Genomic DNA, 23661 nt, shown 5'->3' with positions numbered 1-23661 from the left:
CGGGTTTGCAGTCGCCGAACCCATGAGAGAAGTTGAACCTGATGCAGATCGAAAGTGATACCAAGGCAACTCCAGACGAGAAGCAGCATCCGATGCTGAAGTTCGCGCTGGAGATCGGCCCGCTCCTGGTGTTCTTCTTCGGAAATATTCGTGGCGAATGGCTGGCGGAAACCTTTCCGGCGCTCGGCGTGGTCGGCGGACCGTTGCTGATCGCGACCGCGCTCTTCATGGTCGCCACGGTAATCTCGCTCGTCGTCTCGAAGATCGTCTTCAAGCACCTGCCGGTCATGCCCTTCGTCTCGGGCGTGGTGGTCATGGTCTTCGGCACGCTGTCGATCTGGCTGCAGGACGAGACCTTCATCAAGATGAAGCCGACGATCGTGAACACGCTCTTCGGCTTGGTGCTGCTCGGCGGACTCCTGTTCGGCAAGTCGCTCCTCGGCTACGTCTTCAACGCAGCCTTCAACCTCGACGAGATGGGCTGGAGGAAGCTGACCTTCCGCTGGGGCATCTTCTTCCTGGTCCTGGCCGTGCTCAACGAAGTGGTCTGGCGCAATTTCTCCAACGACTTCTGGGTCAACTTCAAGGTCTGGGGAACGATGCCGATCACGCTCGCCTTCACCTTCGCGCAATTGCCCCTGATCATGCGTCACACGGTTCCCGACGCGGTCTCGGACGCCGACAGGTGAGCGCCGCGATCGTGCCCTCCTCTCCGTCGCCGTCCTCGCGCTACTGGCTGGGCGCGGCACTCGCGTTCTTCGTGCTCCAGCTCGTGGCGCTCTACGCCATGGACCGCATCCCGATCTGCGAATGCGGCTACGTGAAGCTCTGGGAAGGCGGGGTCAATTCCAGCGGCAATTCCCAGCATCTGTCGGACTGGTACACGCCGTCCCACATCATTCACGGGTTCCTGTTCTACTGGTTCGCCTGGCTGCTCTTCCGCTGCGCTCCGCTGACGGCGAGGTTTTCCTTCGCGGTCCTGGTCGAGGCGGCATGGGAAGTGCTGGAGAACACGCCGATGGTGATCGACCGCTACCGCACGGCCACCATGGCGCTCGGCTACACGGGCGACAGCATCCTCAACTCGGCCATGGACACCGTCTTCATGGCGCTGGGCTTCCTGGCCGCGGCACGCCTGCCGGTGTGGGTGACGGTTGCGATCGCCATCGGCTTCGAGCTGATGACCGGCTGGATCATCCGCGACAACCTTGCGCTCAACGTGCTGATGCTGGTCTGGCCGGTCGACGCGATCCGCGAATGGCAGGCGGGGCTCGGCTGACGATCGGTCAGACGCCGGCGGAGGCGGCCTTCTCGATCGCCGGCAGCAGGTCCTGGGTGAGGCTGCGCTCGTCGAACGGGCCGACCTTCTTGTAGAGGATGGTCCCGTCGGGGCCGACGAGATAGCTTTCCGGGATGCCGTAGACGCCCCAGTCGATCGCGGCCTTGCCGTTCGGATCGACGCCGATCGCGTCATAGGGATTGCCGAGTTCGCCGAGGAAGCGAAGGGCGTTGTCGTTGCGATCCTTGTAGTTGATGCCGACGATCGTCAGCCGCTCGTCCTTCGCCAGTTCCGTCAGGATCGGGTGCTCCTGCCGGCAGGGCACGCACCAGGAGGCAAAGACGTTGACGAGGGTCAGCTTGCCGTCGATCGCCGCGTCCGTAAGGGCCGGCGTGTTCGAGCCTTCGAGCGAAGGCAGCGACAGCGAGGGCGCCTTCTGGCCGATCAGGGCCGAGGGGATCGCCGAGACGTCGAGACCGTTGACGTCCTGGTCGTAGAGCATCTTGCCGGCCACCAGAGCAAATCCGGCGAAGACCGCAAGCGGGATGAAGGCGAGGACATATCGGCCGATGCCGCGGCGCCGGGCGGGCGTATCGCCTGTCTGACTGCTCATGGAGCGCTACCCTCCCCGGATGCGGCCGAGCGGCGCCGGATGCCGGCTGCCTCGAGCTCGGCAAGCTCGCGCTGGCGGGCACGGCCATCGAAGAAGACCCAGCCGAGCATGCCGGCGATGACGAGTGCGGAGATCGCGTAGGAAATCGCGACGTAGAATCCGTGACCCATTTCAAGCCTCCCGGCTGGCCATGCGGGCCGCCATGCGCCGTTGCGCGGTGACGCGCCGGCGCCAGATTTCGTTGCGCATCGCCATCAGATGAAGGGTGAAGAAAAGGAAGGTAAAGGCGCAGGCCATGACCAGGAGCGGGATGAGGAATTCCGGATCGATCGTCGGGCCGTCGAGGCGCACGACGCTGGCCGGCTGGTGGAGGGTATTCCACCACTCGACCGAGAACTTGATGATCGGGATGTTGACGAAGCCCACGAGGATAAGGACGGCGCTGACCCGCGCGGCCCGGGACGGGTCGTCCATGGCGCGATTGAGGGCGATCAGGCCGAGATACATCAGGAAAAGCACGAAGACCGAGGTGAGCCGCGCATCCCAGACCCACCAGGTTCCCCACATCGGCTTGCCCCAGAGCGAGCCGGTGGCGAGCGCGATCAGCGTGAAGGCGGCGCCGAGCGGTGCTGCGGCCTTGTGGGAGACGTCGGCGAGCGGATGGCGCCAGACCAGCGTGCCGATCGCCGACAGCGCCATGACCGAGTAGCACATCATCGAAAGCCAGGCCGCCGGGACATGGACATACATGATCCGGACGGTGTCGCCCTGCTGGTAGTCGCCGTCGGTGGTGAAGCTCAGATAGAGGCCGACGGCAAACAGGGCGGCGGTGAGACAGCCCAGCCAGGGAAGCACCCGTCCCGAGAGGTTCACGAAGAAGGTGGGGTTGGCCAGGTCGCTGAATTTTGTGATGGCAAGGCTTTCGGTCATGGCTTCTCTCTAGGCGAAGGCGCTTCTTCCAGACTTGATTCTAGTCAATCGCTCGCATTGCGCAAAGCAAGTGCTGCACCGAGCGGCCCGAGGACGGCAAAAAACATCGTGATCGCCAGTAATATCAGGAAAGGCGGCATAAACGGGGCCGGGTGCTGCACCGCCGCATAGGACGCGCTGACGCCGAAGATCAGCACCGGCACGGCGAGCGGCAGGACGAGGATCGAAACCAGCAGGCCGCCGCGCGGCAGGGTGACCGCGACGGCCGCTCCTACCGCCCCGATGAAGGTCAGCGCCGGCGTGCCGACCAGCAGCGTCAGGGCGACGGCGCCGATCGCGACCTCGCTCATGTTCATGAACAGGCCGAGAAGCGGCGAGGCGATGACGAGGGGCAGGCTGTTCGCCACCCAGTGGGCAATGCATTTCACCAGCACGGTCAGCACCAGCGGGTGCTCCTGCATGAGGATCAGGTCGAGCGATCCGTCATCGCGCTCCGTCTGGAACAGGCGGTCGAGCCCCAGCAGGGCCGCGAGCAGCGCCCCGATCCAGACGATTGCCGGGCCGATGCGGGAGAGCAGGTTGAGGTCGGGGCCGACGCCGAACGGAATGACGGCGACCACGGTCATGAAGAAGAGGACGCCGATCAGGGCGCCGCCGCCGGCGCGTACGGACAGCCGCAGGTCGCGGAGCAGGAGGGACATCATGCCGCAGCCTCCTCGGCCACGCCCGCAAAGCCGGTCATGTGCAGTTCCCGCATCCCGTCGAGCCCCAGCGGCTGGTGGGTCGCGGCAAGCAGGATGCCGCCCCGATCCAGATGGTCGCGGATCAGCTCCGCGAAGGTCGCTTCCGCCCGGGTGTCGAGCGCGGCGGTCGGCTCGTCGAGGATCCATACCGGCCGGTGCGCGACGAGAAGCTTGGCGAAGGCCATGCGACGCTGCTGGCCGGCGGAGAGATAGCCGAAGGGAAGATGCGTGATGCCGCCGAGGCCGACCCGCTCGGCCGCCTCGGACACGGAAACCCCTGCGCCGCCCGGGAAATCGCCGAAGAAGCTCTTCCAGAAAGACAGGTTTTCGGCGACGGAAAGCTCCGCTTTCATCGCATTGCGGTGACCGAGATAGTGGCAGGCTTCGCTGGCGCGAATCGTTTCCTCGCCGGCGGAGGTCCAGGCCACATGGCCCTCTTCGGGCCGCAGGAGGCCCGCGATGACCCGCAGAAGGGTGGACTTGCCGGAGCCGTTCCTGCCCGTCAGGATCAGTCCCTCACCGGTACCGAGCTCGAAGGAAATGCCGGAGAAAAGAAGGTCTTCCCCGCGCCGGGCGGCGAGCTTGTCGGCCGTCAACCGCATGGCAGGTCCTTCATGAAGCTTCCAGTTAACCGAGGAGAAAATTTGCACGCAATGACCATAAAGCGGTCTGGAACCCTTCTTAGAAATTATCTATAAGCTTCGCAACCACGTCAGCGGCCGGCGTGATTATCATCTTGCGCCGAACCTGAAGACCTCAATCTTCTCGTGCGGACAGCGGAAATGGTCGTACCCGCATCCTGATGTGCATTAGTGCATAGGCGTCCGCACGCGCGTGTTGGCTCTCATTATCAGCGGGGTTATTGTCCGTGGCTAAATCTCTCGACAGTTTCAATTGTCGCTCCGTCCTTACCGTTGGCGGTAAGGACTACGTCTATTACAGCCTGCCCAAGGCAGAAGCGAACGGTCTCCCCGGCGTGTCGAAGCTGCCTTTCTCGATGAAGGTCCTGCTCGAGAACCTGCTGCGCTTCGAAGATGGCCGGTCCGTCACGAAGGACCACATCCTGGCGGTCGCCGAATGGCTCAACAACAAGGGCATGGTTGAAAGCGAAATCGCCTATCGCCCGGCCCGCGTCCTGATGCAGGACTTCACCGGCGTTCCCGCCGTCGTCGACCTCGCCGCCATGCGCGATGCGATGGTTTCGCTGGGCGGCGACCCGGAAAAGATCAACCCGCTCGTTCCGGTCGACCTCGTCATCGACCACTCCGTCATCGTCGACGAGTTCGGCACCCCGACGGCCTTTGCCCGCAACGTCGACCTCGAATACGAGCGCAACGGCGAGCGCTACCGGTTCCTGAAGTGGGGCCAGCAGGCGTTCAAGAACTTCCGCGTCGTTCCCCCCGGCACCGGCATCTGTCACCAGGTCAACCTCGAATACCTCGGCCAGACGGTCTGGACCAAGGAAGAGGACGGTGAGACCATCGCCTATCCCGACACCTGCGTCGGCACGGACTCCCACACCACGATGATCAACGGTCTCGGCGTTCTCGGCTGGGGCGTGGGCGGCATCGAGGCGGAAGCGGCCATGCTCGGCCAGCCGGTTTCCATGCTCCTTCCGGAAGTCATCGGCTTCAAGCTGACCGGCAAGCTCAAGGAAGGCGTCACCGCGACCGACCTCGTGCTCACCGTCGTGCAGATGCTGCGCAAGAAGGGCGTCGTTTCCAAGTTCGTCGAGTTCTTCGGCCCGGGCATGGACAACATGCCGCTTGCCGACCGTGCGACGATCGGCAACATGGGCCCGGAATACGGCGCTACCTGCGGCTTCTTCCCGGTCGACGGCGAAACCATCAACTACCTCACCATGTCGGGCCGTACCCACGACCGGATCGCGCTGGTCGAAGCCTATTCCAAGGCCCAGGGCATGTGGCGCGACGGCGACGGCTCCGATCTCGTCTTCACCGATACGCTTGAACTGGACCTCGGCGACGTCGTCCCGTCCATGGCCGGCCCGAAGCGTCCGGAAGGCCGCATCGCGCTCGAGAACATCGCTTCCGGCTTTGCCGCAGCGCTCGACGCCGACTACAAGAAGCCGGGCCAGCTTTCGAGCCGCTATCCGGTGGAAGGCACCGATTTCGATCTCGGCCACGGCGACGTTGCCATTGCCGCGATCACGTCCTGCACCAACACCTCCAACCCGAGCGTGCTGATCGCAGCAGGCCTCCTGGCGCGCAACGCGGTCGCCAAGGGTCTCAAGACCAAGCCGTGGGTGAAGACCTCGCTCGCACCCGGATCGCAGGTCGTCGGTGAATATCTCGCCAAGTCCGGCCTGCAGGCCGATCTCGACAAGCTCGGCTTCAACCTTGTCGGCTTCGGCTGCACGACCTGCATCGGCAATTCCGGCCCACTGCCGGCGCCGATCTCCAAGACGATCAACGACAAGGGCCTGATCGCAGCCGGCGTGTTGTCGGGCAACCGCAACTTCGAAGGCCGCATCTCGCCGGACGTCCAGGCGAACTACCTGGCCTCGCCGCCGCTCGTCGTCGCCTACGCACTCGCCGGCACGGTCCAGAAGGACCTCACGTCCGAGCCGATCGGCGAAGACCAGAACGGCAACCCGGTCTACCTGAAGGATATCTGGCCGACCTCGCACGAAGTGCAGGAGTTCATCCAGAAGTACGTCACCCGCGAACTCTACGAGTCGAAGTACGCCGACGTCTTCAAGGGTGACACGAACTGGCAGGCCGTCCAGGTTCCGCCGGGCCAGACCTATGCCTGGGACGACGATTCGACCTATGTCCAGAACCCGCCCTACTTCGTCGGAATGGGCAAGACGGGCGCCGGCATCAAGAACATCAAGGGTGCCCGCATCCTCGGTCTGTTCGGCGACAAGATCACCACGGACCACATCTCGCCGGCAGGCTCCATCAAGGCCGCGTCGCCAGCCGGTGCCTACCTGATGGATCATGGCGTCGGGGTTGCCGACTTCAACCAGTACGGTACGCGCCGCGGCAACCACGAGGTGATGATGCGCGGTACCTTCGCCAACATCCGCCTGCGCAACCACATGCTCGGCCCGAACGGCAAGGAAGGTGGCTACACGATCCACTATCCGTCGAAGGAAGAGATGTCGATCTACGACGCCGCCATGAAGTACAAGCAGGAAGGCGTCCCGCTCGTCATCTTCGCCGGTGTCGAATACGGAAACGGTTCGTCCCGCGACTGGGCGGCGAAGGGCACGAACCTCCTCGGCGTCAAGGCGGTTATCGCCCAGTCCTTCGAGCGTATCCACCGCTCCAACCTGGTCGGCATGGGCGTCGTTCCGTTCGTCCTCGAGGAAGGCACGACCTGGGCCAGCCTCAACCTGAAGGGTGACGAAACCGTCACCATCGAAGGCCTGGAAGGACCGATCAAGCCGCGCGAATGGAAGACGGCGAAGATCACCTACAGCGACGGATCGGTGAAGGACGTCAACATCCTGTGCCGCATCGATACCCTCGACGAGGTGACCTACATGAACAACGGCGGCATCCTGCAGACCGTTCTTCGCGATCTGGCCGCCTGATCCGAAACCATTCACCCGCCGGACACTGTCCGGCGGGTGTTATCGGCCCGGAGCCCCGTTTCCGGGTGCCATGAGCCCGGTCTTCCCCGCGGCCATGGCGCCGACAGTCTTCCCGACATCGATGCTTAGCAAGGCGCTCCAACCGGAGCCGCCCTTGCATCCACCGGCGAACGGCGCGGGATGAAGGCCATGTGCCTGCTCACCCCATCGTGACTTCCTCTTTGGCGGTCCGGGCAGTTAGTTTGCCCGAGTTCTCGCGTTAGCCTCTTGATCCGCGCGGTCAGCCGTGGCTAACAAAGTTCAGTTCAAGAGGTTTGCGTTCATGCTGCCCATCGTCCGCAGAGCGATATTCCTTGCCGGTGTCCTGGCTGCAACCGCAGCAGGAGCGGAAGAGGGCAAGACGCCGAAAGGCGTGGTCGAGCTGTTCACGTCGCAGGGTTGCTCGTCCTGCCCGCCGGCCGACGCCGTGCTGAAGGAACTCGTCCACCAGGGCGACGTGGTCGCCTTGTCCTACCATGTCGATTACTGGAACTATCTCGGCTGGACCGACACGCTGAGTTCGAAGGCGAACACGGAGCGGCAGTACGGATATGCCGAATCGCTCGGCCGGACCGGCGTCTATACCCCGCAGGCCGTCATCAACGGCCGCGACCACGTGAAGGGCACCGAACTCAGCGCGATCAACGCGACCGTCGACAGGCTGCGGGCCGCAGGGCAGGGGCTGACGGTGCCGGTCACCGCGCGGATGCACGGCAAGGAGATCGAGATCGAGATCGGCGAGGGTGAGGGCGAGGCCGAAGTGGTGGTCGCCTACTTCACCAAGCAGCAGGATGTCGAGGTGCCGAAGGGCGAGAATGCCGGCAAGACCATCGAATACTGGCACAGCGTCTACGACGTGCAGTCGGTCGGCATGTGGGCGGGCAAGCCGCTCAAGCTCTCGCTTCCCGGCAAGTTCATGGGCAAATGGAAGAAGGACGGCTGCGCGATCCTGCTACAGAGATCGGGCTCCGGCGGGGAGCCGGCGTCGATCATCGGCGCGACGATCCTGATGGCGGGGCGCAAGCGCCACTGACAGCCTTTGTTGGATGATCCGACCCGGAGACATTGGGGGGGCTGGGGGTAAGGGTCAATGAAACCGGGCCGGATCTATTGGGGCCAGAAGCCAACCAACGACGGGAATGTTGTCCCCGAATCCGGCGGTGTTTTGTCCGAATTGCGGCAAGATTAAAAACTCGGCAGCGCTACTCAATAATCGCGTTACAGATTGATTTTTACCCCCGCTCGGGCAGAGTGTCATGGCACTGACATCATCCATGGAGTCGTGATGACGGATCAGCCGGATTTGCGGGGTACCCGCAACCCAGAGGACGACGTGGTCGTCAGCCTGACCGAATACCGCCAGGCCCGAGAGCCGGTCCCCGTTACCTTCCATCGCCGCGAGCTGGACGCCATCCTCAGGATCTACGGACGCATGGTGGGCGAGGGCGAGTGGAAGGACTATGCCATCGATCACCTGAAGGACCGGGCGATATTCTCGGTCTTCAAGCGTTCCGGGGAGATGCCGCTCTACCGGATCGAGAAGAACCCCAAGCTGGCGGCCAAGCAGGGCCAGTATTGCGTCGTCAACACGCACGGGATGATCCTCAAGCGGGGCCATGAGCTGCCGCAGGTGCTGAAGGTCTTCGACAAGGTGCTGAAGCTGATCGACTAAGCCGGGTAGAGGCTGCCGGGATAGGTGTGGGCGTCCGGGTCGGTCGCCGCACCATCGCCGAGCGCCCGCTGCATCAGCACGGTGTCGAGCCATCGGCCGTGCTTGAAGCCCGTCGCCTCCAGCCTGCCTGCAATCGCGAAGCCGAGCCCCTCGTGGAGGGCGACGGAGGCGGGGCTTGCGCCACCGATCACCGCCACCATCTGGCGGAAGCCGAGATGCGTGCAGCGTACCAGGAGTTCCGACAAGAGCGCCTTGCCGATGCCCCGGCCGCGGGCTTCAGGTGCAAGGTATATGGAATCCTCCACCAGCCAGCGATAGGCGGGCCGGGTGCGGAAGGCCGACGCATAGGCATAGCCGAGCACGGTGCCGTCCGGATCCACGGCGGCGATATAGGGATAGCGGCTGCCGGTGATGGCAGTGAAGCGGGCGGTCATCTCCGCCGCGTCCGGCGGTTCCAGCTCGTAGCTCGCCGTGCCGTTGATGACGCAGTCCGCATAGATGGCGGTGATCGCGGGTAAATCCGACGGCAAGGCGTCGCGCAGGGTGAAGGTCATGTCGGGATGCCGAGGGAAAACAAGAACGAAACTATGGGCGCAATAAAGGACTGGCAACAAAAAAGGCGGCCCGGGGGCCGCCTTCAATCTGTCTTTCCGATGCCGCTACTCGTTGCGATTGCCGAGGAACTGCAGGAGGAACATGAACAGGTTGATGAAGTCGAGGTAGAGGGTGAGCGCACCCATGATCGCCTTGCGGCCGGCTACCACAGCCTCGTCGCCATCCCAGTACATTTCCTTGATCTTCTGCGTGTCGTAGGCGGTCAGGCCGGCGAAGACCAGGACGCCGATCACCGAGATGGCGAAGCCCATCGCGGACGACTGGAGGAAGATGTTGACGATCGACGCGATGATCAGGCCGAACAGGCCCATGATCAGGAAGGTGCCGAAGCCCGACAGGTCCTTCTTCGTCGTGTAGCCGTAGAGTGACAGCGCGCCGAAGGAGGCGGCGGTCACGAAGAATGTCTGCACGATGCTCTGGCCGGTGAAGACCAGGAAGATCGAGGACAGCGACAGGCCCATCAGCGCCGCGTAGATCCAGAAAGTGGTCTGCGCCGCGGCGACACTCATCCGGTTGATGCGGAAGCTCAGGAAGAACACCATGCCGAGCGGAGCCAGCATGACGACCCATTTCAGAGGGCTGGCGTAGAGCATCTGCCCGAAACCGGTGAGCTGGCCGTCCGCAACCGCCAACTGCCAGGTCAGGAAAGCTGCAACGCCAGTGATCGCCAGACCGAGCGCCATCAGGTTGTAAACCTTGAGCATATAGGCGCGAAGGCCTTCGTCGATCATCGCGCCCGTCTGCGCTTGGCCGCGCGCCATACGGTTCTGGTAGTTGTTGAAGTCAGCCATAGTTACCTCATTCAAGCTCCGGAATTGGTCACGGTGTCGGGATTGACAATCCCAGGCGCCGCTGCGGAGCTCAGCATGCCTGCGACGAATATGAGGGCAGATCGACTATTCTACAAGGGGTTGGGCGGCCGAATGCGTCGAATCGGCCGGCCGGAGGCGTGCGAACGCCTCCACTGACGCGGATGTGATCGGGTCGCTCCACCCGCAATGGTGGCGACTAGAGTTCCCGCAGGACGGGGCCGGCCTTCTGGCCCAGAACCCTCCAGGTGCCGATCAGGCCGATGCCGACGGTGAGGACAAGGGCCCCGACAAGGGTTCCGAGCGCAACGTCGGGCAAGAAGGTCGACTGCATGTTCATGATGCGGCTGACGACGAACCAGGCGGCAGTGGCGCCGGCGACCAGGGCGAAGACGGCGGTTGCCGCGCCGAGGATCATGTACTCGTAGCTGAAGGCCCTGATCAGCAGCGAACGCGTCCCGCCGAGCGTCTTCAGGATGACGGCATCGTGGGTGCGGGCCCGGTTGCCGGCGGCAAGGGCGCCCGCCAGGACCAGCACGGACGCCACGAGGGCGACGGCCGCCGCGGCGCGGATGGCCGTTGCAAGCTGGCCGACGAGCTGGTCGACGATGTCGATCGCGTCCTTCACCCGCACGCTGGTGATCGTCGGATAGGCATTCGTCACCTCGCGCAGGATCTCGGCCTCCTTCGCGGGGGTCGCAGCCGCGTCGCTCAGCGTCGCGAGCCATGCGTGAGGCGCGCCGCGGAAGGTATTGGGGGAGAAGACCATCACGAAATTGATCGACAGGGACTCCCAGGCGACCTCGCGGAAACTGGCGATGCGCGCCGTGATGTTGCGGCCGAGGACATTGACCGTGACGGTATCGCCAATGGAAAGACCGAGTTCGCCGGCTTCCTCCGCGGAGAAGGAGACGAGCGGCTCGCCGTCATAGTCCTGCGGCCACCAGGAACCCTCCGTCAGCGTCGCATTGGACGGAAGCGTGTCCTCGTAGGTGATGCCGCGATCGCCCCTGAGGACCCATCGTCCGCCGGGCGGTACGTCCATGCGGGTGACGTCCTCGCCGTTGAAGGCGATGATCCGGCCCCGCAGCATCGGCACCTGGTTGATCGACCCCTCCGGCGATTGCCTCTTCAGGATGTCGAGAAAGCCCTCGCGTTCATTGCCCTGGATATCGACGAAGAAGAAGTTCGGCGCCTGCTCCGCCATGGTGCCGGTGAGCTGCCTGCGCAGGTTTCCGTCGATCAGCGCCAGGGTGACGAGGAGTGCAAGGCCGAGGCCGAGCGACAGCACGACCGAAGGGGTGAGCGCGCCGGGACGATGGATGTTGCCGATTGCAAGGCGGAGTGCCGGAGAGTTGACGCGCGGGCTGCGGCGGGCAAGCGCTGCGATCAGCAGCGCCACGAGCCTCAGGAGAACGAAGGCGCCAGCGACGGCGGCAAGGAAGACGCTCGCGACGAAGCGATCCTCGGCGGTCGTAATCGCAAGGGCGGCGAGGGCAGCGAGGGCAGAAGCCGCGGCGAGCAGATACGGCCAGGACGGAAGCCCGGCCTGGTCGAAACTCTGTTCACGGAAAAGCGCGGTTGCCGGCACTTCCCGGGCTTGGCCGAGGGGAAGAACCGAAAAGGCGAAGGTGATGAGCAGTCCGAAGAGGGCAGCCATCCCGAGTGCGCCGGGGTAGAACACCGCCTCCTCCGGAACGGGAAGAACCCCATCCAGGAACCGCATCGCGACGAAGGGCGCGACAGCGCCGATCGCCAGGCCGATTGCAATGCCGACCGCTGCCAGCATCAGGATCTGGATAAGGTAGATCGCCGCGATGATGGAGGCGGGGGCGCCGAGGCACTTGAAGGTCGCGATTGTCGTGCGCTTCGCATCGAGGAAGGCCCGCACCGCATTCGCGACGCCGACACCGCCGACGATGAGCGCGGTCAGCCCGACGAGCGTCAGGAACTGGGAGAAACGCTCGACATTCTCGGTCAGGGAAGGGGCGGCGCGATCCGCGGTCCGGATGGACCAGCCGGCATTGGGGAATTCGGCCGCGGCGCGGGCGGGAAGGGCGCCCCGCGCGGCCGGGTCATCAAGGCGTATCTTGTAGGCGTGCTCGACGAGGCTGCCCGTCTGGACGAGGCCGGAGGCCGTCAAGGCTTCGCGGCTCACCAGCAGTCGCGGCGCAAAGCCGAAGCCGTCGGAAATCGCATCCGGCTCGGCGGCGACCGTTCCGGTCAGGCGCAGGCGCGAATTGCCGAGCAGGACTTCATCGCCGACGCGAACCCCGAGCCGGTCGAGGAGAAGCGGGGCGGCAACCGCGCCGAATACCTCGCCGTCCCGTTGCAGCAGTTCGTCGAGCGGGCGGTTCGGTTCGGCCTCGAACGTGCCGTAGAGCGGATAGGCGTCATCGACGGCCTTCACCTCGACCAGGCCCTGCTCGGAGCCATCGGGGATGCGCACCATCGACCGGAGGCCGGTGGACACGGAAAGCTCGCCAAGGCCCTCCAGGAAGGCGAGTTCCTCCGGTCCGGCCTCGCGATTGTCCAACTCGAAGCGGATATCGCCGGCGAGAATATCCTGCCCCTGGGTGGCGATGGCGCCTGTAATCGCACGCGAAACCGAGTTGACGGCGGCGATCGCGCCGGTGCCGAGCGCAATGCAGGCGAGGAAGATATAGAAGCCGGAAAGGCCGCCACGCATCTCGCGAAGTGCCAGCGTCCAGGCGGTTCCGAGCCGTCGAATGGGGCTCTTCATGCGCGCACCGCTTCCGGCGCGGCATGGGCGGACGTATCGCCGACGATTTCGCCGGAGCGCACCCGGATCTGGCGCGTGCATCGGTCGGCGAGCGCATTGTCATGGGTGACGAGCAGCATGGTCATGCCGCGTTCGGCCTGCTTGGCAAAGAGGAGATCGGCGATCTGGCGCCCGGTCTCCGTGTCGAGGTTACCGGTCGGCTCGTCGGCGATCAGGACCAGCGGCGAGGGCGCAAGCGCCCGGGCGATCGCCACCCGCTGCTGTTCGCCGCCCGAAAGCTGTCCCGGATAGTGGCTGAGGCGTTCCCCCAGCCCGACCGCTTCCAGTTCCCGCCGGGCGATGTCGAAAGGGTCGGGGACATTGGCGAGTTCCAGCGGAACGGCGACGTTTTCCAGCGCCGTCATGTTGGCGATCAGATGGAAGGACTGGAAGACGATGCCGATGTTTCTTCCCCGGAAATCGGCCAGTGCATCCTCCGAGAGGACATGCAGTGGCTCGCCGGCGATGTGGATCTCGCCCCGGTCGAGGCGCTCCAGGCCGGCCAGGACCATCAGCAGGGTCGACTTGCCGGAGCCGGACGGGCCGACGATGCCGACCGCTTCGCCTCGCCGGACCTTGAGATCGATCTGCTTCAGGACATGGACGGATGCCGCGGCGCTTCCGAGTGTAAGATCCGCGTGGCTCAGCTCGATGATGGTTTCAGTCAAAACAAAGCTTCCTATATTGACCTTGAGCAAAAACCGAAGCCGAGCCGCGGCAGCGCCAATCTAGGAACCGGGCCTTGAGATTTAAAGCAACCCTCTTTCACTTCCTCGTCATGTCTTTTCTGTCCCTGGGAATGTCCGTGGCGCCGGCGGCCGCCCAGCAGCCGCTGCAACTGGTCGGTTTCGGAGACAGCCTGATGGCCGGCTACCAACTGTCGCCGGACGAATCCTACACCGCGCAACTGGAGACGGCGCTCAAAGCCCGGGGCCATGACGTGGTCGTCACCAATGCCGGCGTCTCGGGCGATACGACGGCGGGCGGCCTTTCGCGTGTCGACTGGTCGGTGCCGGATGGTACGGACGGCGTCATTCTCGAACTCGGCGCCAACGATGCGCTGAGGGGGATTTCGCCGGACGAGACCGAAAAGAACCTCGATGCGATCATCGCCAGGCTGAAGGAGCGGAACATCCCGGTCCTGCTCGCCGGCATGATGGCGCCGCCGAACATGGGCGCCGAGTATGCGGAGCGCTACAACGAGATCTATCCGCGCCTTTCCGAAAAGCACGGCGTGCCGCTCTATCCTTTCTTTCTCGACGGTGTCGTGACGGTGGCCGGGACGCAGCTCGAGGACGGCATGCATCCGAATGCAAAGGGCGTCGGGATCATGGTCGAGCGCTCGCTGCCGGTCGTGGAGGCCTTTCTGGGGGACATTCCGGCATCGCCTAAATAACAGCTTGCCAGGAACCGGCCCCCGTGATTCGCTGTTAGCAGACGCAAGAGATTCGAGGAGGTTCGCAATGCCGAGACTTTTCACCGCCCTCGAAGTTCCGCGCAACATCGCCATGAGTCTCTCGCTGCTCCGGGGCGGCCTGCCTGGCGCGCGCTGGATCGACGTCGAGAATTATCACATCACGCTGCGCTTCATCGGCGACGTGGACGGCCGCACCGCCGACGAGATCGTCGACCGGCTCGACCGCATCGATCGGCCGGAATTCCAGATCAGCCTCAACGGCATCGGCTCGTTCGGGTCGAAGAAGCCCCACTCGATCTGGGCGGGTGTCTCCCCGTCGCTGGAGATGTCGGCCCTGCAGTCGGAGATCGAGCGGATCTGTCAGCGGATCGGACTTCCGCCGGACCCCCGCAAGTTCATGCCGCACGTGACGCTCGCCCGGCTGAAGACCTGCAGGCTGGACGATGTGGTGACCTATCTTTCCGGGCGCGGCGACTTCCATACCCTGCCCTTCAAGGTCTCGAGGTTCGTCCTGATGTCGTCGAAGGAATCGGTCGGCGGCGGGCCGTACCTGACGGAAGAGGCGTTCGATCTCCAGGACCTCGGGACGGGGACCAACTGGTCTTCCGTGGAGCCGATCAAGAGCTTCGTCTGAGCGGGGCTGTCGGTATGTCTGTCGACAAACTTTCGGCGGAAGATATCGAGCAGGCGCTCGGGGAACTTCCCGGCTGGTCACTGCGCGAAGACGGAGCCGCGATCACGCGGAGTTTCCGGTTCCGGACCTTCAGCCAGGCCTTCGGCTTCATGGCGGAATGCGCGCTGGTGGCGGAGCGCATGAACCACCATCCCGAATGGTCCAACGTCTATTCCCGGGTGGATGTCACGCTGACGAGCCACGATACCGGGGGAGTGACGGCACGAGACATCAAGCTGGCTCAGGCGATGGAAAGGGCCGCACACCGCGGCGATTGACGTGGACGGCGCGACGACCCACATGAGGGACGAGGTTGCGCACGGGTTGAAGCTTATGGATGACGTGAAGATCGGTGAAATCCTCCTGCCGGGCGACGATGACACGCAGGATCGTCGCGAGAAGCAGGTACGGGCCAAGTTCTGGCCGAAGCTGAAGCGCGTGGCTGCCCATATCCCCTTCAGCCGCGATCTGGTGGCCGCCTATTACTGCGCGATGGACCCGAGGACGCCGACCCGCGTGCGCGGCGTGCTGCTCGCGGCGCTTGCCTATTTCATCCTCCCCCTCGACTTCCTGCCCGACGTCTTCGCGGTCGTCGGGTTCACCGACGACATGGCGGTGTTCGCCGCCGCGCTGCGGATGATCCAGGGCCATATCGCCGACCGCCATTACGACGCCGCCGACAAGGCGCTGGCTGCGGACGCGCAGACGGAAACTCCGACCGCCTAACCTAGCTGTGATCCGGGCGGAGCATCTCGGGGCGGGCTTAGACAAACTCTCGCCCAATTCTCCCGCTCAGTGGCCCGTGGTGCCGCTCTTCGTAAGCTCCCGTTCATTCGGGTGCAGGTAATCTGCGCGGGATCGGTACCCTGTTGACGGTTTGGTAACCGCAATTAAGTCAAATTAAACCGAATCGTGATGATGCCTGACCAGGCTTGCCTTATCGGCCCCCAGTAGAGAAGCGGCAGGAGACCATGTCTGTTAAAATCGTAGCAACCGTAGCGACCTTGATGCTCGCCACCGCCGGCGTCGCAGTCGCCCAATCGCCCACCCGCATCCAGCAGTTCAAGGCATGGGGCGCCTACTCATACAAGTCGCCGGGTGGCACGGTCTGCTACGTTCTTTCCGTGCCGACCGCCAAGGAGCCGGCCAATGTGGACCACGGGGACATCTTCTTCATCGTCTCGCAGCGCCCCGGCCAGAACATTTCCTACGAGCCGCAGGCGATGATGGGCTATCCGTTGCAGGCGAACTCCAAGGTCAATGTCACCATCGATGGCAAGACCTTCGTGATGTTCACCAAGGACAAGGCCGCCTGGGTGGAGAACGCGGCAGAGGAGCCCGCCCTGGTTGCCGCCATGAAGGGCGGTTCCGAGATGACGGTGAGCGCGAAGTCCGGCCGTGGCACCGCCACGTCCTATTCCTATTCGCTATCGGGCATTTCGGCAGCGCTGAAGCAGATCGAATCCTGCAAGTAAGCAGCCTGCCACCAGGCATCCGTGAAGGGCCGGTCGCAAGACCGGCCCTTGCCTTGTCTTGAAGAATGGTGACGTCGCGCCGATTTGATGCTATGTGCCGCCGCAAATTCAACCGGCGACAGACGCCGGTACGACGATCTCAAGCACAACATGCCCCGATCAGTTTTCCGCCGCGGCGGGCGCATGCGTTTGAACAGGACAAGCCGATGCCAGTCTCAGAAGCCGTTCTCGAACCCGCCGTCAAGGCGCCGCTCGTCGCGCGACCCGATCTCATGGCGACCAAGCCGTCGCTGATCGGGCTTTCGCGCGAGGACATGGCGCGGGCGCTGATCGAGAAGGGTGTTCCGGAACGGCAGGTGAAGATGCGGGTCAGCCAGCTCTGGCACTGGCTCTACATCCGCGGGGTGTCCGATTTCGACCAGATGACCAATGTCGCGAAGGACATGCGGCAGATGCTCAAGGAGCATTTCACCATCGCCCGCCCGGAGGTCGTCGAGGAACAGGTTTCCAACGACGGCACCCGCAAGTGGCTGCTGCGCTTCCCCCCGCGTGGGGCCGGCCGGCCGGTGGAGGTCGAGACCGTCTATATTCCGGAAGAAGGCCGGGGGACTCTCTGCATTTCCAGCCAGGTCGGCTGTTCGCTGACCTGTTCCTTCTGCCACACGGGAACGCAGCGCCTGGTGCGCAACCTGACGGCGGAGGAAATCCTGTCGCAGCTGCTGCTGGCGCGCGACCGGCTCGGCGATTTCCCGGATCGCGAAGCGCCGCAGGGGGCGATGATCCCCTCCAGCGACCGCAAGGTCACCAATATCGTGATGATGGGGATGGGCGAGCCGCTCTACAATTTCGAGGCGGTGAAGACGGCCCTTCTCATCGCATCCGACGGCGACGGACTGTCGCTGTCCAAGCGCCGCATCACGCTGTCGACCTCCGGCGTGGTTCCGGAAATCTACCGGACCGGCGAGGAGATCGGCGTCATGCTGGCGATCTCGCTCCACGCGGTGCGCGACGAATTGCGCGACATGCTGGTGCCGATCAACAAGAAGTATCCGCTCAAGGAGCTGATCCAGGCCTGCCGGGCCTATCCGGGCCTCTCCAACGCGCGCCGCATCACGTTCGAATACGTCATGCTGAAGGACGTCAACGACAGTCTCGAGGACGCCAAGGAGCTGGTGAAGCTCCTGAAGGGCGTGCCGGCGAAGATCAACCTGATCCCGTTCAACCCCTGGCCGGGCACGAACTACCAGTGTTCCGACTGGGCGACGATCGAGAAGTTCGCCGATTTCATCAACCAGGCGGGCTACGCCTCGCCGATCCGCACACCGCGCGGGCGCGACATTCTCGCGGCCTGCGGGCAGCTGAAGTCCGAATCGGAACGCATGCGCAAGACCGAGCGGCTTGCCTTCGAGGCCATGATGATCGCCGGCCACGGCGAAGACGACTAGGCCGCCGTCTCCACGCGGGTTAACGGGCGTGTTGATTTCGCGGCGCCGGCTCCCTAAGAAGCGCTTCAGATAAAGCCATTCTTGGAGGAGAACATGCGCGCTTTCATCCTGGCCCTCGCTGCCGCAACCGCCCTCGTCATGCCTGCAAAGGCCGAGGACGTCACCGTCGCCGTCACCGCGATCGTCGAGCACCCTGCACTCGATGCGGTTCGCGACGGCGTCAAGGAGGCGCTCTCGCAGGCCGGCTACAAGGAAGGCGAGAACCTGACCTTCCTCTACGAGTCCGCACAGGGCAACCCGGGGACCGCGGCGCAGATCGCCCGCCAGTTCGTCGGCGAGGAACCGACGGTCATCGTTCCGATCTCGACGCCTTCCGCCCAGGCGGTCATTTCCTCCACCCGCGACATTCCCGTCGTCTTCACGGCGGTTTCCGATCCGGTTGGGGCGCAACTGGTCAAGGACATGGACAAGCCGGGCGGCAACGTCACCGGCATATCCGACATGTCGCCCGTCGCCGACCACGTCGCGCTGATCAAGGAAATCACGCCGGACGCGAAGTCGATCGGCTTCATCTACAACACCGCGGAAGCGAACTCGGTGTCGACCCTCGCCGCTCTCAAGGAAGAGGCCGCCAAGGCGGGGCTTGAGGTGATCGAATCCGTCGCCACGAAATCTGCGGAAGTGCAGGGTGCGGCGCGTGCGCTCGTCGGGCGCGCGGACGTCATTTATATCCCGACCGACAACACGATCGTCTCCGCCTTCGAGGCGGCCGTCGGCGTGGCGGAAGAGGCCAAGCTGCCGCTCTATGCGGGCGACACGGATTCGGTTGCGCGTGGCGCCCTGGCGGCGCTCGGCTTCAACTATTTCGATGTCGGCAGGCAGACGGGCGACGTGGTGGTCCGCGTGCTGAAGGGCGAGGCCCCGGGCGAGATCCCGGTAAAGGTCGCGGCCGGCACCGATCTCGTGATCAACAAGTCGGCGGCCGGGAAGATGGGCGTCACCTTCTCCGACGCCGTGCTGACGCGGGCGAACAAGGTCATCGAATAAGGGCTGCCCGCCTTCAGGAAACCGGGGGCCGGTCGCCGGCCTCCGCAGGGCTGCCGGAGGACAGGCTCCGGCCGTCAAGAGGAGCAAGGAACAGTGCTGAGTCAGATCGCCTTCTGGGGTGCCGTGGAACTGGGTCTCGTCTTCGCCTTCGTGGCGATCGGCGTCTTCCTCGCCTTCCGCGTGCTGGATTTTCCCGACCTGACGGTGGACGGCTCGTTTCCTCTCGGCGCGGCGGTGGCAGCGGTGCTGATCACCAGCGACGTCAATGCCTGGCTCGCCGCGGCGATCGCCATGGCGGCCGGAGCATCCGCGGGACTGGTCACGGCCTTCCTCAACGTCCGCTTCCGCATCCTCAACCTGCTCGCCTCGATCCTGACGATGATCGCGCTGTTTTCCGTCAACCTTCGCGTCATGGGCAAGCCGAACGTCGCGCTGATCAATGCCGACACGATGCTGAGCCCCTTCTTCGGCCTCGGCCTGCGTGAGGTCTATGTCCGTCCGCTGTTCGTCGGAATCCTGGTGATCTTTGCCATCATCCTGGTCTGGCGCTTCCTGGAAAGCGACGCGGGACTTGCCATGCGGGCGACAGGTGCAAATCCGCGCATGGCGAGGGCCCAGGGGGTCGAGACGCGCTTCCAGGTCTATCTCGGCCTTGCGCTTTCGAACGCGCTGGTGGCGCTGGGCGGCGCGCTCTTCGCCCAGACGAACGGTTTCGCGGACGTGACCTCCGGGGTCGGGACGATCGTCGTCGGCCTTGCCGCGGTCATTATCGGGGAAACGCTCTTCGGGGCGCGCGGCATCCTGCTCGCGCTGATCGGCTGCGTCGTCGGCTCCATCCTCTACCGCCTCGCCATCCAGGTCGCGCTGTCGACCGACGCGCTCGGGCTCAAGGCTTCGGACCTGAACCTCGTGACGGCGGTTCTGGTCGCGGTCGCGCTCGTCCTGCCGCGCCTGCGCCGGGGAGGAGCCGCGTCGTGATCGATCTCAAGGACATCCATGTCACCTTCGGGAAGGGGACGCCGCTCGAGAAGGAGGCGCTCAAGGGCGTGAGCCTCAAGATCGAGCAGGGCTCCTTTGTCACGGTCATCGGCTCGAACGGCGCGGGCAAGTCGACGCTGCTCGGTGTCCTGGCAGGCGACGTGCTGCCAACGAGCGGCAAGGTCATGGTCGGCGACAGGGATGTCACCCGCCGGACCACCGCGGCGCGCGCGGGGCTCGTCGCCCGCGTCTTCCAGGACCCGCTGACCGGCAGTTGCGGCGCCCTGTCCATCGAGGAAAATCTTGCGCTTGCGGCACGGCGTGGCGAGCGGCGCGGTCTCGCCGCAGCGCTTGGCCCGCACCGGCGCGAGCATTTTCGCGCTCGGATCGCGGAACTCAATCTCGGGCTGGAAAACCGGATGAAGGACCGGATGGACCTATTGTCCGGCGGGCAGAGGCAGGCGGTCTCGCTGGTCATGGCGACCCTTGCCGGCTCGGAGGTCCTGCTTCTCGACGAGCATACGGCAGCCCTTGACCCGGGCATGGCGGAGTTCATCATGGGGCTCACGCAGCGCATCGTCTCCGAGCGACGGCTGACGACACTGATGGTGACGCATTCCATGCGCCAGGCGCTCGATTTCGGGCACCGCACGATCATGCTGCATGGCGGGGAGATCGTGCTGGACGTCAGCGGCGACAGCCGCAAGGATATCCAGGTCGAGGACCTGATCGCCATGTTCCGGAAGATGCGCGGCGAGACGCTGGACGACGATGCACTGCTGATGGGCTGACGCAAGCGGCCATCAAGGCTCCGGAGGCGACATGGCGAGACCGTTCGACATCCTGAAAGAGCGCAACGCCGGGGACTGGCAGCGCTATTGCGAACACCGGTTCGTGAGGGAACTTGCCGACGGCAGCCTGCCGCAGGAGGCCTTCCGGCACTACCTCAAGCAGGACTACCTTTTCCTCATCCAGTTCGCCCGCGCATGGGGGCTTGCCGTCTACAAGAGCCGGGACCTCGCGGAGATCCGCCAGGGGCTCGGGTCGCTGAAGGCGATCGTCGATGTCGAGATGGGGCTACATGTTCGCTACTGCGCCGAGTGGGGCATAGACGAGGTCGACCTCCCGGGACTTCAGGAGTCACGGGCGACGCTTGCCTATACGCGCTACGTTCTCGACGTCGGGATGAGCGGCGACCTTCTCGATCTCCACGTGGCGCTCGCGCCCTGCATCATCGGCTACGGCGAGATCGCCAACTGGATCCTCGGCCAGCCTTTTGCAAAGATCGCCGGCAATCTCTATCAAGAGTGGATCGAGATGTATGCCGGCGAGGAATACCAGGAGCATATACGCTCGGAACTGGAATGGCTGAACCTGCGGCTTTCGCAGGTGGACGAAACGCGGCTCAACCGGCTCTCGCTGATCTTCCGGGACGCGACGCGCCTGGAGGCCGACTTCTGGCAGATGGGTCTCGACCTCGCCTGACGGCAATCTTCAGCGGGTCTGCGTCATGAAGATCTTGAAGGCGAAGATCGAGAAGACGCCTGCGAAGGTGTAGTCGATGCCGCGCAGAACCTTCGGATTTGCCTGCAGCCAGGAGGCAAGCCTGTCGGCGGCCAGGATCACCAGCACGTTGACGGGTGAGCAGACGACGATGAAGAAGACGCCGAGGAAGATCAGTTTCTGCGTGACCGACGGGTCGCCGGCTGTCACGAACTGCGGCAGGAAGGTCATGAAGAAGATGATGATCTTCGGGTTCAGGAGGTTGACCCAGAGGCCGGTGGCGATATTGGCAAGTGCCGAACCCCGCGCGCCCTCGACCTTCTCGACCGACAGGCTTGAGCCCGACCGCACCGCCTGGATCGCCAGCCAGAGCAGATAACCGGCTCCGCCCGTCTTCAGGATGAAGAAGGCGGTGGGGGAGGCCGTGATCAGGGCCGAAATGCCGAAGGCGACCAGCAGCGTGTGGATGAGGATCCCCGTCGAGGTTCCGATCACGACGAAGAGCGCCGGCCCACGGCCCTGTGCCAGGGCACGGCTGATCGACAGCGTCATGTCGGGCCCGGGTGTGAGCGCGAGCAGCAGGCTGGCGGCAGTGAACGCGAGGAGGACGGGCAGGCTCGGCAGGAAATCCATGGCAGGCTCTAAAGGCGGATTGCGATCCCTTCATCCTTAGCCGGGTTCGGGGCAACTGCCAATCACGCCGGGATGGCGGAAAGGAGCCGCGGAAGGGAAGCGGCAGAAGACCGCGGCAGGTGCATCTTGCACCGCCCGGCAAACACGCTAAAAGTGCCGGCCATCGCATGCCTCGCGGCGTACGCCCTCATCCAGACGGATCAAGACATATGGCACTCCCCAAAGACGTGAAGAAAGTCGTCCTCGCCTATTCCGGCGGGCTCGATACATCGATCATCCTGAAATGGCTGCAGACCGAACTCGGCGCAGAAGTGGTGACCTTCACCGCGGACCTCGGCCAGGGCGAGGAGTTGGAGCCGGCCCGCCGCAAGGCCGAGATGCTGGGGATCAAGGAAATCTTCATCGAGGATGTTCGCGAGGAATTTGTCCGCGACTTCGTATTCCCGATGTTCCGGGCCAATGCCGTCTATGAAGGCGTCTACCTGCTCGGCACCTCGATCGCCCGCCCGCTCATCTCCAAGCACCTGATCGAGATCGCCAAGAAGACCGGCGCCGACGCGATCGCCCACGGTGCCACCGGCAAGGGCAATGACCAGGTTCGCTTCGAGCTTTCGGCCTATGCGCTGAACCCGGACATCAAAATCATCGCGCCCTGGCGCGATTGGGCCTTCAAGAGCCGGACGGATCTCCTGAACTTCGCCGAACAGCACCAGATCCCGGTTGCCAAGGACAAGAAGGGCGAGGCGCCCTTCTCCGTGGACGCCAATCTGCTGCACTCGTCGTCCGAAGGGAAGGTGCTGGAGGATCCGAGCAAGGAGGCTCCGGAATACGTCCACATGCGCACGATCTCTCCCGAAGCCGCGCCGGACAAGGCGACGATCATCAAGATCGGCTTCGAGCGGGGCGATGCGGTGTCGATCAACGGCGAACGCCTGAGCCCGGCGACGCTTCTCGCCAAGCTCAACGATTACGGTCGCGACAACGGCATCGGCCGTCTCGACCTCGTCGAGAACCGCTTCGTCGGCATGAAAAGCCGGGGCGTCTACGAGACCCCCGGCGGCACGATCCTTCTTGCCGCTCACCGGGCGATCGAGTCGATCACGCTCGACCGGGGTGCCGCGCATCTGAAGGACGAGCTGATGCCGCGCTATGCGGAGCTCATCTATTACGGCTTCTGGTTCTCGCCGGAGCGCGAGATGCTGCAGGCGCTGATCGACAAGAGCCAGGAGCATGTCGAGGGCGAGGTGACGCTGAAGCTCTACAAGGGCAATGTCATGGTCATCGGCCGCGAGAGCGACAAGTCGCTCTATTCCGACACGCTGGTCACCTTTGAGGACGACCAGGGCGCCTACGACCAGAAGGACGCAGCCGGCTTCATCAAGCTCAATGCCCTGCGCCTGCGGACGCTTGCCAAGCGCCGGCTGGGCTGAGGTCCTTTTTTTCCGA

Annotated in this window: 26 protein-coding genes; 16 read left to right on the top strand and 10 right to left on the bottom strand. The window is 64.2% G+C overall.

Annotated elements, in window-relative coordinates; all coding sequences use genetic code 11:
- The first annotated feature begins 41 nt into the window (after positions 1–41).
- Both ACWGPT_RS12180 and ACWGPT_RS12175 read left to right on the top strand, forming a co-directional pair.
- Positions 42–689 carry a septation protein A gene (locus ACWGPT_RS12180; protein ID WP_452605869.1) on the top strand — a complete coding sequence of 216 codons (648 nt, stop codon included), beginning with the start codon at positions 42–44 and terminating at the stop codon, positions 687–689.
- Positions 686–1279 (top strand): DUF2585 domain-containing protein, encoded by a 594-nt coding sequence (locus ACWGPT_RS12175; RefSeq protein ID WP_452605868.1) that lies wholly within the window; start codon positions 686–688, stop codon positions 1277–1279. Before ACWGPT_RS12180 ends, ACWGPT_RS12175 begins: the two co-directional genes overlap by 4 nt.
- Before the next feature lie 7 nt (positions 1280–1286).
- Here ACWGPT_RS12175 and ACWGPT_RS12170 read toward each other — a convergent pair whose 3' ends face one another.
- From ACWGPT_RS12170 to ccmA, 5 genes are read right to left on the bottom strand one after another with little or no spacing between them, the layout of a single operon-like run.
- On the bottom strand, positions 1287–1892 hold the full coding sequence (locus ACWGPT_RS12170; RefSeq protein WP_452605867.1) for a DsbE family thiol:disulfide interchange protein: 606 nt from the start codon (positions 1890–1892) through the stop codon (positions 1287–1289).
- On the bottom strand, positions 1889–2062 hold the full coding sequence (gene ccmD, locus ACWGPT_RS12165) for a heme exporter protein CcmD (protein WP_452605866.1): 174 nt from the start codon (positions 2060–2062) through the stop codon (positions 1889–1891). Before ccmD ends, ACWGPT_RS12170 begins: the two co-directional genes overlap by 4 nt.
- Position 2063: 1 nt before the next feature.
- Entirely contained in the window at positions 2064–2822 is a 759-nt protein-coding gene (locus ACWGPT_RS12160) for a heme ABC transporter permease (protein WP_452605865.1), read from the bottom strand.
- Between the two features lie 44 nt (positions 2823–2866).
- On the bottom strand, positions 2867–3526 hold the full coding sequence (gene ccmB, locus ACWGPT_RS12155) for a heme exporter protein CcmB (protein ID WP_452605864.1): 660 nt from the start codon (positions 3524–3526) through the stop codon (positions 2867–2869).
- Positions 3523–4167, bottom strand: a complete 645-nt coding sequence (gene ccmA / locus ACWGPT_RS12150) for a heme ABC exporter ATP-binding protein CcmA (RefSeq protein WP_452605863.1) — start codon at positions 4165–4167, stop codon at positions 3523–3525. Before ccmA ends, ccmB begins: the two co-directional genes overlap by 4 nt.
- A gap of 266 nt (positions 4168–4433) precedes the next feature.
- On the opposite strand from ccmA, the gene acnA reads away from it, so the two are divergent.
- The 3 genes from acnA (at position 4434) to ACWGPT_RS12135 (ending at position 8838) form a co-directional block, all read left to right on the top strand.
- Positions 4434–7127 carry an aconitate hydratase AcnA gene (gene acnA / locus ACWGPT_RS12145; RefSeq protein WP_452605862.1) on the top strand — a complete coding sequence of 898 codons (2694 nt, stop codon included), beginning with the start codon at positions 4434–4436 and terminating at the stop codon, positions 7125–7127.
- A gap of 322 nt (positions 7128–7449) precedes the next feature.
- Positions 7450–8199 carry a DUF1223 domain-containing protein gene (locus ACWGPT_RS12140; RefSeq protein ID WP_452605861.1) on the top strand — a complete coding sequence of 250 codons (750 nt, stop codon included), beginning with the start codon at positions 7450–7452 and terminating at the stop codon, positions 8197–8199.
- Between the two features lie 252 nt (positions 8200–8451).
- Positions 8452–8838 (top strand): DUF2794 domain-containing protein, encoded by a 387-nt coding sequence (locus ACWGPT_RS12135; RefSeq protein WP_452605860.1) that lies wholly within the window; start codon positions 8452–8454, stop codon positions 8836–8838.
- On the opposite strand, the gene ACWGPT_RS12130 is transcribed toward ACWGPT_RS12135, so the two are convergent.
- The 4 genes from ACWGPT_RS12130 to ACWGPT_RS12115 all read right to left on the bottom strand — a co-directional run bounded on the left by ACWGPT_RS12130 (position 8835) and on the right by ACWGPT_RS12115 (position 13712).
- Positions 8835–9392: an N-acetyltransferase family protein gene (locus ACWGPT_RS12130; protein ID WP_452605859.1), complete on the bottom strand. Its 558-nt coding sequence runs from the start codon at positions 9390–9392 to the stop codon at positions 8835–8837. The two genes, ACWGPT_RS12135 and ACWGPT_RS12130, sit on opposite strands and share 4 nt — an antisense overlap.
- A gap of 105 nt (positions 9393–9497) precedes the next feature.
- Positions 9498–10244 carry a Bax inhibitor-1/YccA family protein gene (locus tag ACWGPT_RS12125; protein WP_452605858.1) on the bottom strand — a complete coding sequence of 249 codons (747 nt, stop codon included), beginning with the start codon at positions 10242–10244 and terminating at the stop codon, positions 9498–9500.
- A 217-nt stretch (positions 10245–10461) separates the two neighbouring features.
- Entirely contained in the window at positions 10462–13005 is a 2544-nt protein-coding gene (locus ACWGPT_RS12120; RefSeq protein ID WP_452605857.1) for an ABC transporter permease, read from the bottom strand.
- Positions 13002–13712, bottom strand: a complete 711-nt coding sequence (locus tag ACWGPT_RS12115) for an ABC transporter ATP-binding protein (RefSeq protein WP_452605856.1) — start codon at positions 13710–13712, stop codon at positions 13002–13004. The genes ACWGPT_RS12120 and ACWGPT_RS12115 overlap by 4 nt, the downstream gene beginning before the upstream one ends.
- A 74-nt stretch (positions 13713–13786) precedes the next feature.
- Between ACWGPT_RS12115 and ACWGPT_RS12110 the strand changes: the two genes are divergently transcribed.
- From ACWGPT_RS12110 to tenA, 10 genes are all read left to right on the top strand, one after another.
- Positions 13787–14440 (top strand): arylesterase, encoded by a 654-nt coding sequence (locus ACWGPT_RS12110; protein WP_452605855.1) that lies wholly within the window; start codon positions 13787–13789, stop codon positions 14438–14440.
- Between the two features lie 67 nt (positions 14441–14507).
- Positions 14508–15095 carry an RNA 2',3'-cyclic phosphodiesterase gene (gene thpR, locus ACWGPT_RS12105; RefSeq protein WP_452605854.1) on the top strand — a complete coding sequence of 196 codons (588 nt, stop codon included), beginning with the start codon at positions 14508–14510 and terminating at the stop codon, positions 15093–15095.
- Between the two features lie 14 nt (positions 15096–15109).
- Positions 15110–15412: a 4a-hydroxytetrahydrobiopterin dehydratase gene (locus ACWGPT_RS12100; protein ID WP_452605853.1), complete on the top strand. Its 303-nt coding sequence runs from the start codon at positions 15110–15112 to the stop codon at positions 15410–15412.
- Positions 15413–15467: 55 nt separating this feature from the next.
- Entirely contained in the window at positions 15468–15860 is a 393-nt protein-coding gene (locus tag ACWGPT_RS12095) for a YkvA family protein (protein WP_452605959.1), read from the top strand.
- 245 nt (positions 15861–16105) lie between these two features.
- Positions 16106–16609: an invasion associated locus B family protein gene (locus tag ACWGPT_RS12090; protein WP_452605852.1), complete on the top strand. Its 504-nt coding sequence runs from the start codon at positions 16106–16108 to the stop codon at positions 16607–16609.
- A 272-nt stretch (positions 16610–16881) separates the two neighbouring features.
- A complete protein-coding gene (gene rlmN / locus ACWGPT_RS12085) occupies positions 16882–18054 on the top strand; it encodes a 23S rRNA (adenine(2503)-C(2))-methyltransferase RlmN (RefSeq protein ID WP_452605958.1) in 1173 nt (390 codons plus the stop codon).
- 93 nt (positions 18055–18147) lie between these two features.
- Complete coding sequence (locus ACWGPT_RS12080; RefSeq protein ID WP_452605851.1) at positions 18148–19101, top strand: ABC transporter substrate-binding protein; 954 nt, start codon at positions 18148–18150, stop codon at positions 19099–19101.
- A 96-nt stretch (positions 19102–19197) separates the two neighbouring features.
- A complete protein-coding gene (locus ACWGPT_RS12075) occupies positions 19198–20079 on the top strand; it encodes an ABC transporter permease (RefSeq protein ID WP_452605957.1) in 882 nt (293 codons plus the stop codon).
- A complete protein-coding gene (locus ACWGPT_RS12070; RefSeq protein ID WP_452605850.1) occupies positions 20076–20870 on the top strand; it encodes an ABC transporter ATP-binding protein in 795 nt (264 codons plus the stop codon). The genes ACWGPT_RS12075 and ACWGPT_RS12070 overlap by 4 nt, the downstream gene beginning before the upstream one ends.
- Positions 20871–20901: 31 nt before the next feature.
- A complete protein-coding gene (gene tenA / locus ACWGPT_RS12065) occupies positions 20902–21564 on the top strand; it encodes a thiaminase II (protein ID WP_452605849.1) in 663 nt (220 codons plus the stop codon).
- Between the two features lie 9 nt (positions 21565–21573).
- Here tenA and ACWGPT_RS12060 read toward each other — a convergent pair whose 3' ends face one another.
- Positions 21574–22215, bottom strand: coding sequence for a LysE family translocator (locus ACWGPT_RS12060; protein WP_452605848.1), 642 nt, complete (start codon positions 22213–22215; stop codon positions 21574–21576).
- Positions 22216–22424: 209 nt separating this feature from the next.
- Between ACWGPT_RS12060 and ACWGPT_RS12055 the strand changes: the two genes are divergently transcribed.
- On the top strand, positions 22425–23645 hold the full coding sequence (locus tag ACWGPT_RS12055; protein WP_452605847.1) for an argininosuccinate synthase: 1221 nt from the start codon (positions 22425–22427) through the stop codon (positions 23643–23645).
- The last annotated feature ends 16 nt before the right edge of the window (positions 23646–23661 follow it).

The organism is Pseudorhizobium sp. NPDC055634 (genome assembly GCF_053618655.1).
Note: the sequence above shows the minus strand (reverse complement) of the source record. Positions and strands in the feature narration are given on the sequence as shown.

What these genes read in the sequence shown, in the direction of transcription:
- ACWGPT_RS12080 (WP_452605851.1), top strand. Translation starts at nt 18,148, where the DNA reads ATGCGCGCTTTCATCCTGGCCCTCGCTGCCGCAACCGCCCTCGTCATG.
- ACWGPT_RS12125 (WP_452605858.1), bottom strand. Translation starts at nt 10,244, where the DNA reads ATGGCTGACTTCAACAACTACCAGAACCGTATGGCGCGCGGCCAAGCG.
- ACWGPT_RS12170 (WP_452605867.1), bottom strand. Translation starts at nt 1,892, where the DNA reads ATGAGCAGTCAGACAGGCGATACGCCCGCCCGGCGCCGCGGCATCGGC.
- ACWGPT_RS12060 (WP_452605848.1), bottom strand. Translation starts at nt 22,215, where the DNA reads ATGGATTTCCTGCCGAGCCTGCCCGTCCTCCTCGCGTTCACTGCCGCC.
- ACWGPT_RS12055 (WP_452605847.1), top strand. Translation starts at nt 22,425, where the DNA reads ATGGCACTCCCCAAAGACGTGAAGAAAGTCGTCCTCGCCTATTCCGGC.
- ACWGPT_RS12130 (WP_452605859.1), bottom strand. Translation starts at nt 9,392, where the DNA reads ATGACCTTCACCCTGCGCGACGCCTTGCCGTCGGATTTACCCGCGATC.
- ACWGPT_RS12140 (WP_452605861.1), top strand. Translation starts at nt 7,450, where the DNA reads ATGCTGCCCATCGTCCGCAGAGCGATATTCCTTGCCGGTGTCCTGGCT.
- thpR (WP_452605854.1), top strand. Translation starts at nt 14,508, where the DNA reads ATGCCGAGACTTTTCACCGCCCTCGAAGTTCCGCGCAACATCGCCATG.
- ccmB (WP_452605864.1), bottom strand. Translation starts at nt 3,526, where the DNA reads ATGATGTCCCTCCTGCTCCGCGACCTGCGGCTGTCCGTACGCGCCGGC.
- ACWGPT_RS12090 (WP_452605852.1), top strand. Translation starts at nt 16,106, where the DNA reads ATGTCTGTTAAAATCGTAGCAACCGTAGCGACCTTGATGCTCGCCACC.
- ACWGPT_RS12135 (WP_452605860.1), top strand. Translation starts at nt 8,452, where the DNA reads ATGACGGATCAGCCGGATTTGCGGGGTACCCGCAACCCAGAGGACGAC.
- ACWGPT_RS12160 (WP_452605865.1), bottom strand. Translation starts at nt 2,822, where the DNA reads ATGACCGAAAGCCTTGCCATCACAAAATTCAGCGACCTGGCCAACCCC.
- tenA (WP_452605849.1), top strand. Translation starts at nt 20,902, where the DNA reads ATGGCGAGACCGTTCGACATCCTGAAAGAGCGCAACGCCGGGGACTGG.
- ccmA (WP_452605863.1), bottom strand. Translation starts at nt 4,167, where the DNA reads ATGCGGTTGACGGCCGACAAGCTCGCCGCCCGGCGCGGGGAAGACCTT.
- rlmN (WP_452605958.1), top strand. Translation starts at nt 16,882, where the DNA reads ATGGCGACCAAGCCGTCGCTGATCGGGCTTTCGCGCGAGGACATGGCG.
- ACWGPT_RS12095 (WP_452605959.1), top strand. Translation starts at nt 15,468, where the DNA reads ATGGATGACGTGAAGATCGGTGAAATCCTCCTGCCGGGCGACGATGAC.
- ACWGPT_RS12120 (WP_452605857.1), bottom strand. Translation starts at nt 13,005, where the DNA reads ATGAAGAGCCCCATTCGACGGCTCGGAACCGCCTGGACGCTGGCACTT.
- ACWGPT_RS12180 (WP_452605869.1), top strand. Translation starts at nt 42, where the DNA reads ATGCAGATCGAAAGTGATACCAAGGCAACTCCAGACGAGAAGCAGCAT.
- ccmD (WP_452605866.1), bottom strand. Translation starts at nt 2,062, where the DNA reads ATGGGTCACGGATTCTACGTCGCGATTTCCTACGCGATCTCCGCACTC.
- ACWGPT_RS12100 (WP_452605853.1), top strand. Translation starts at nt 15,110, where the DNA reads ATGTCTGTCGACAAACTTTCGGCGGAAGATATCGAGCAGGCGCTCGGG.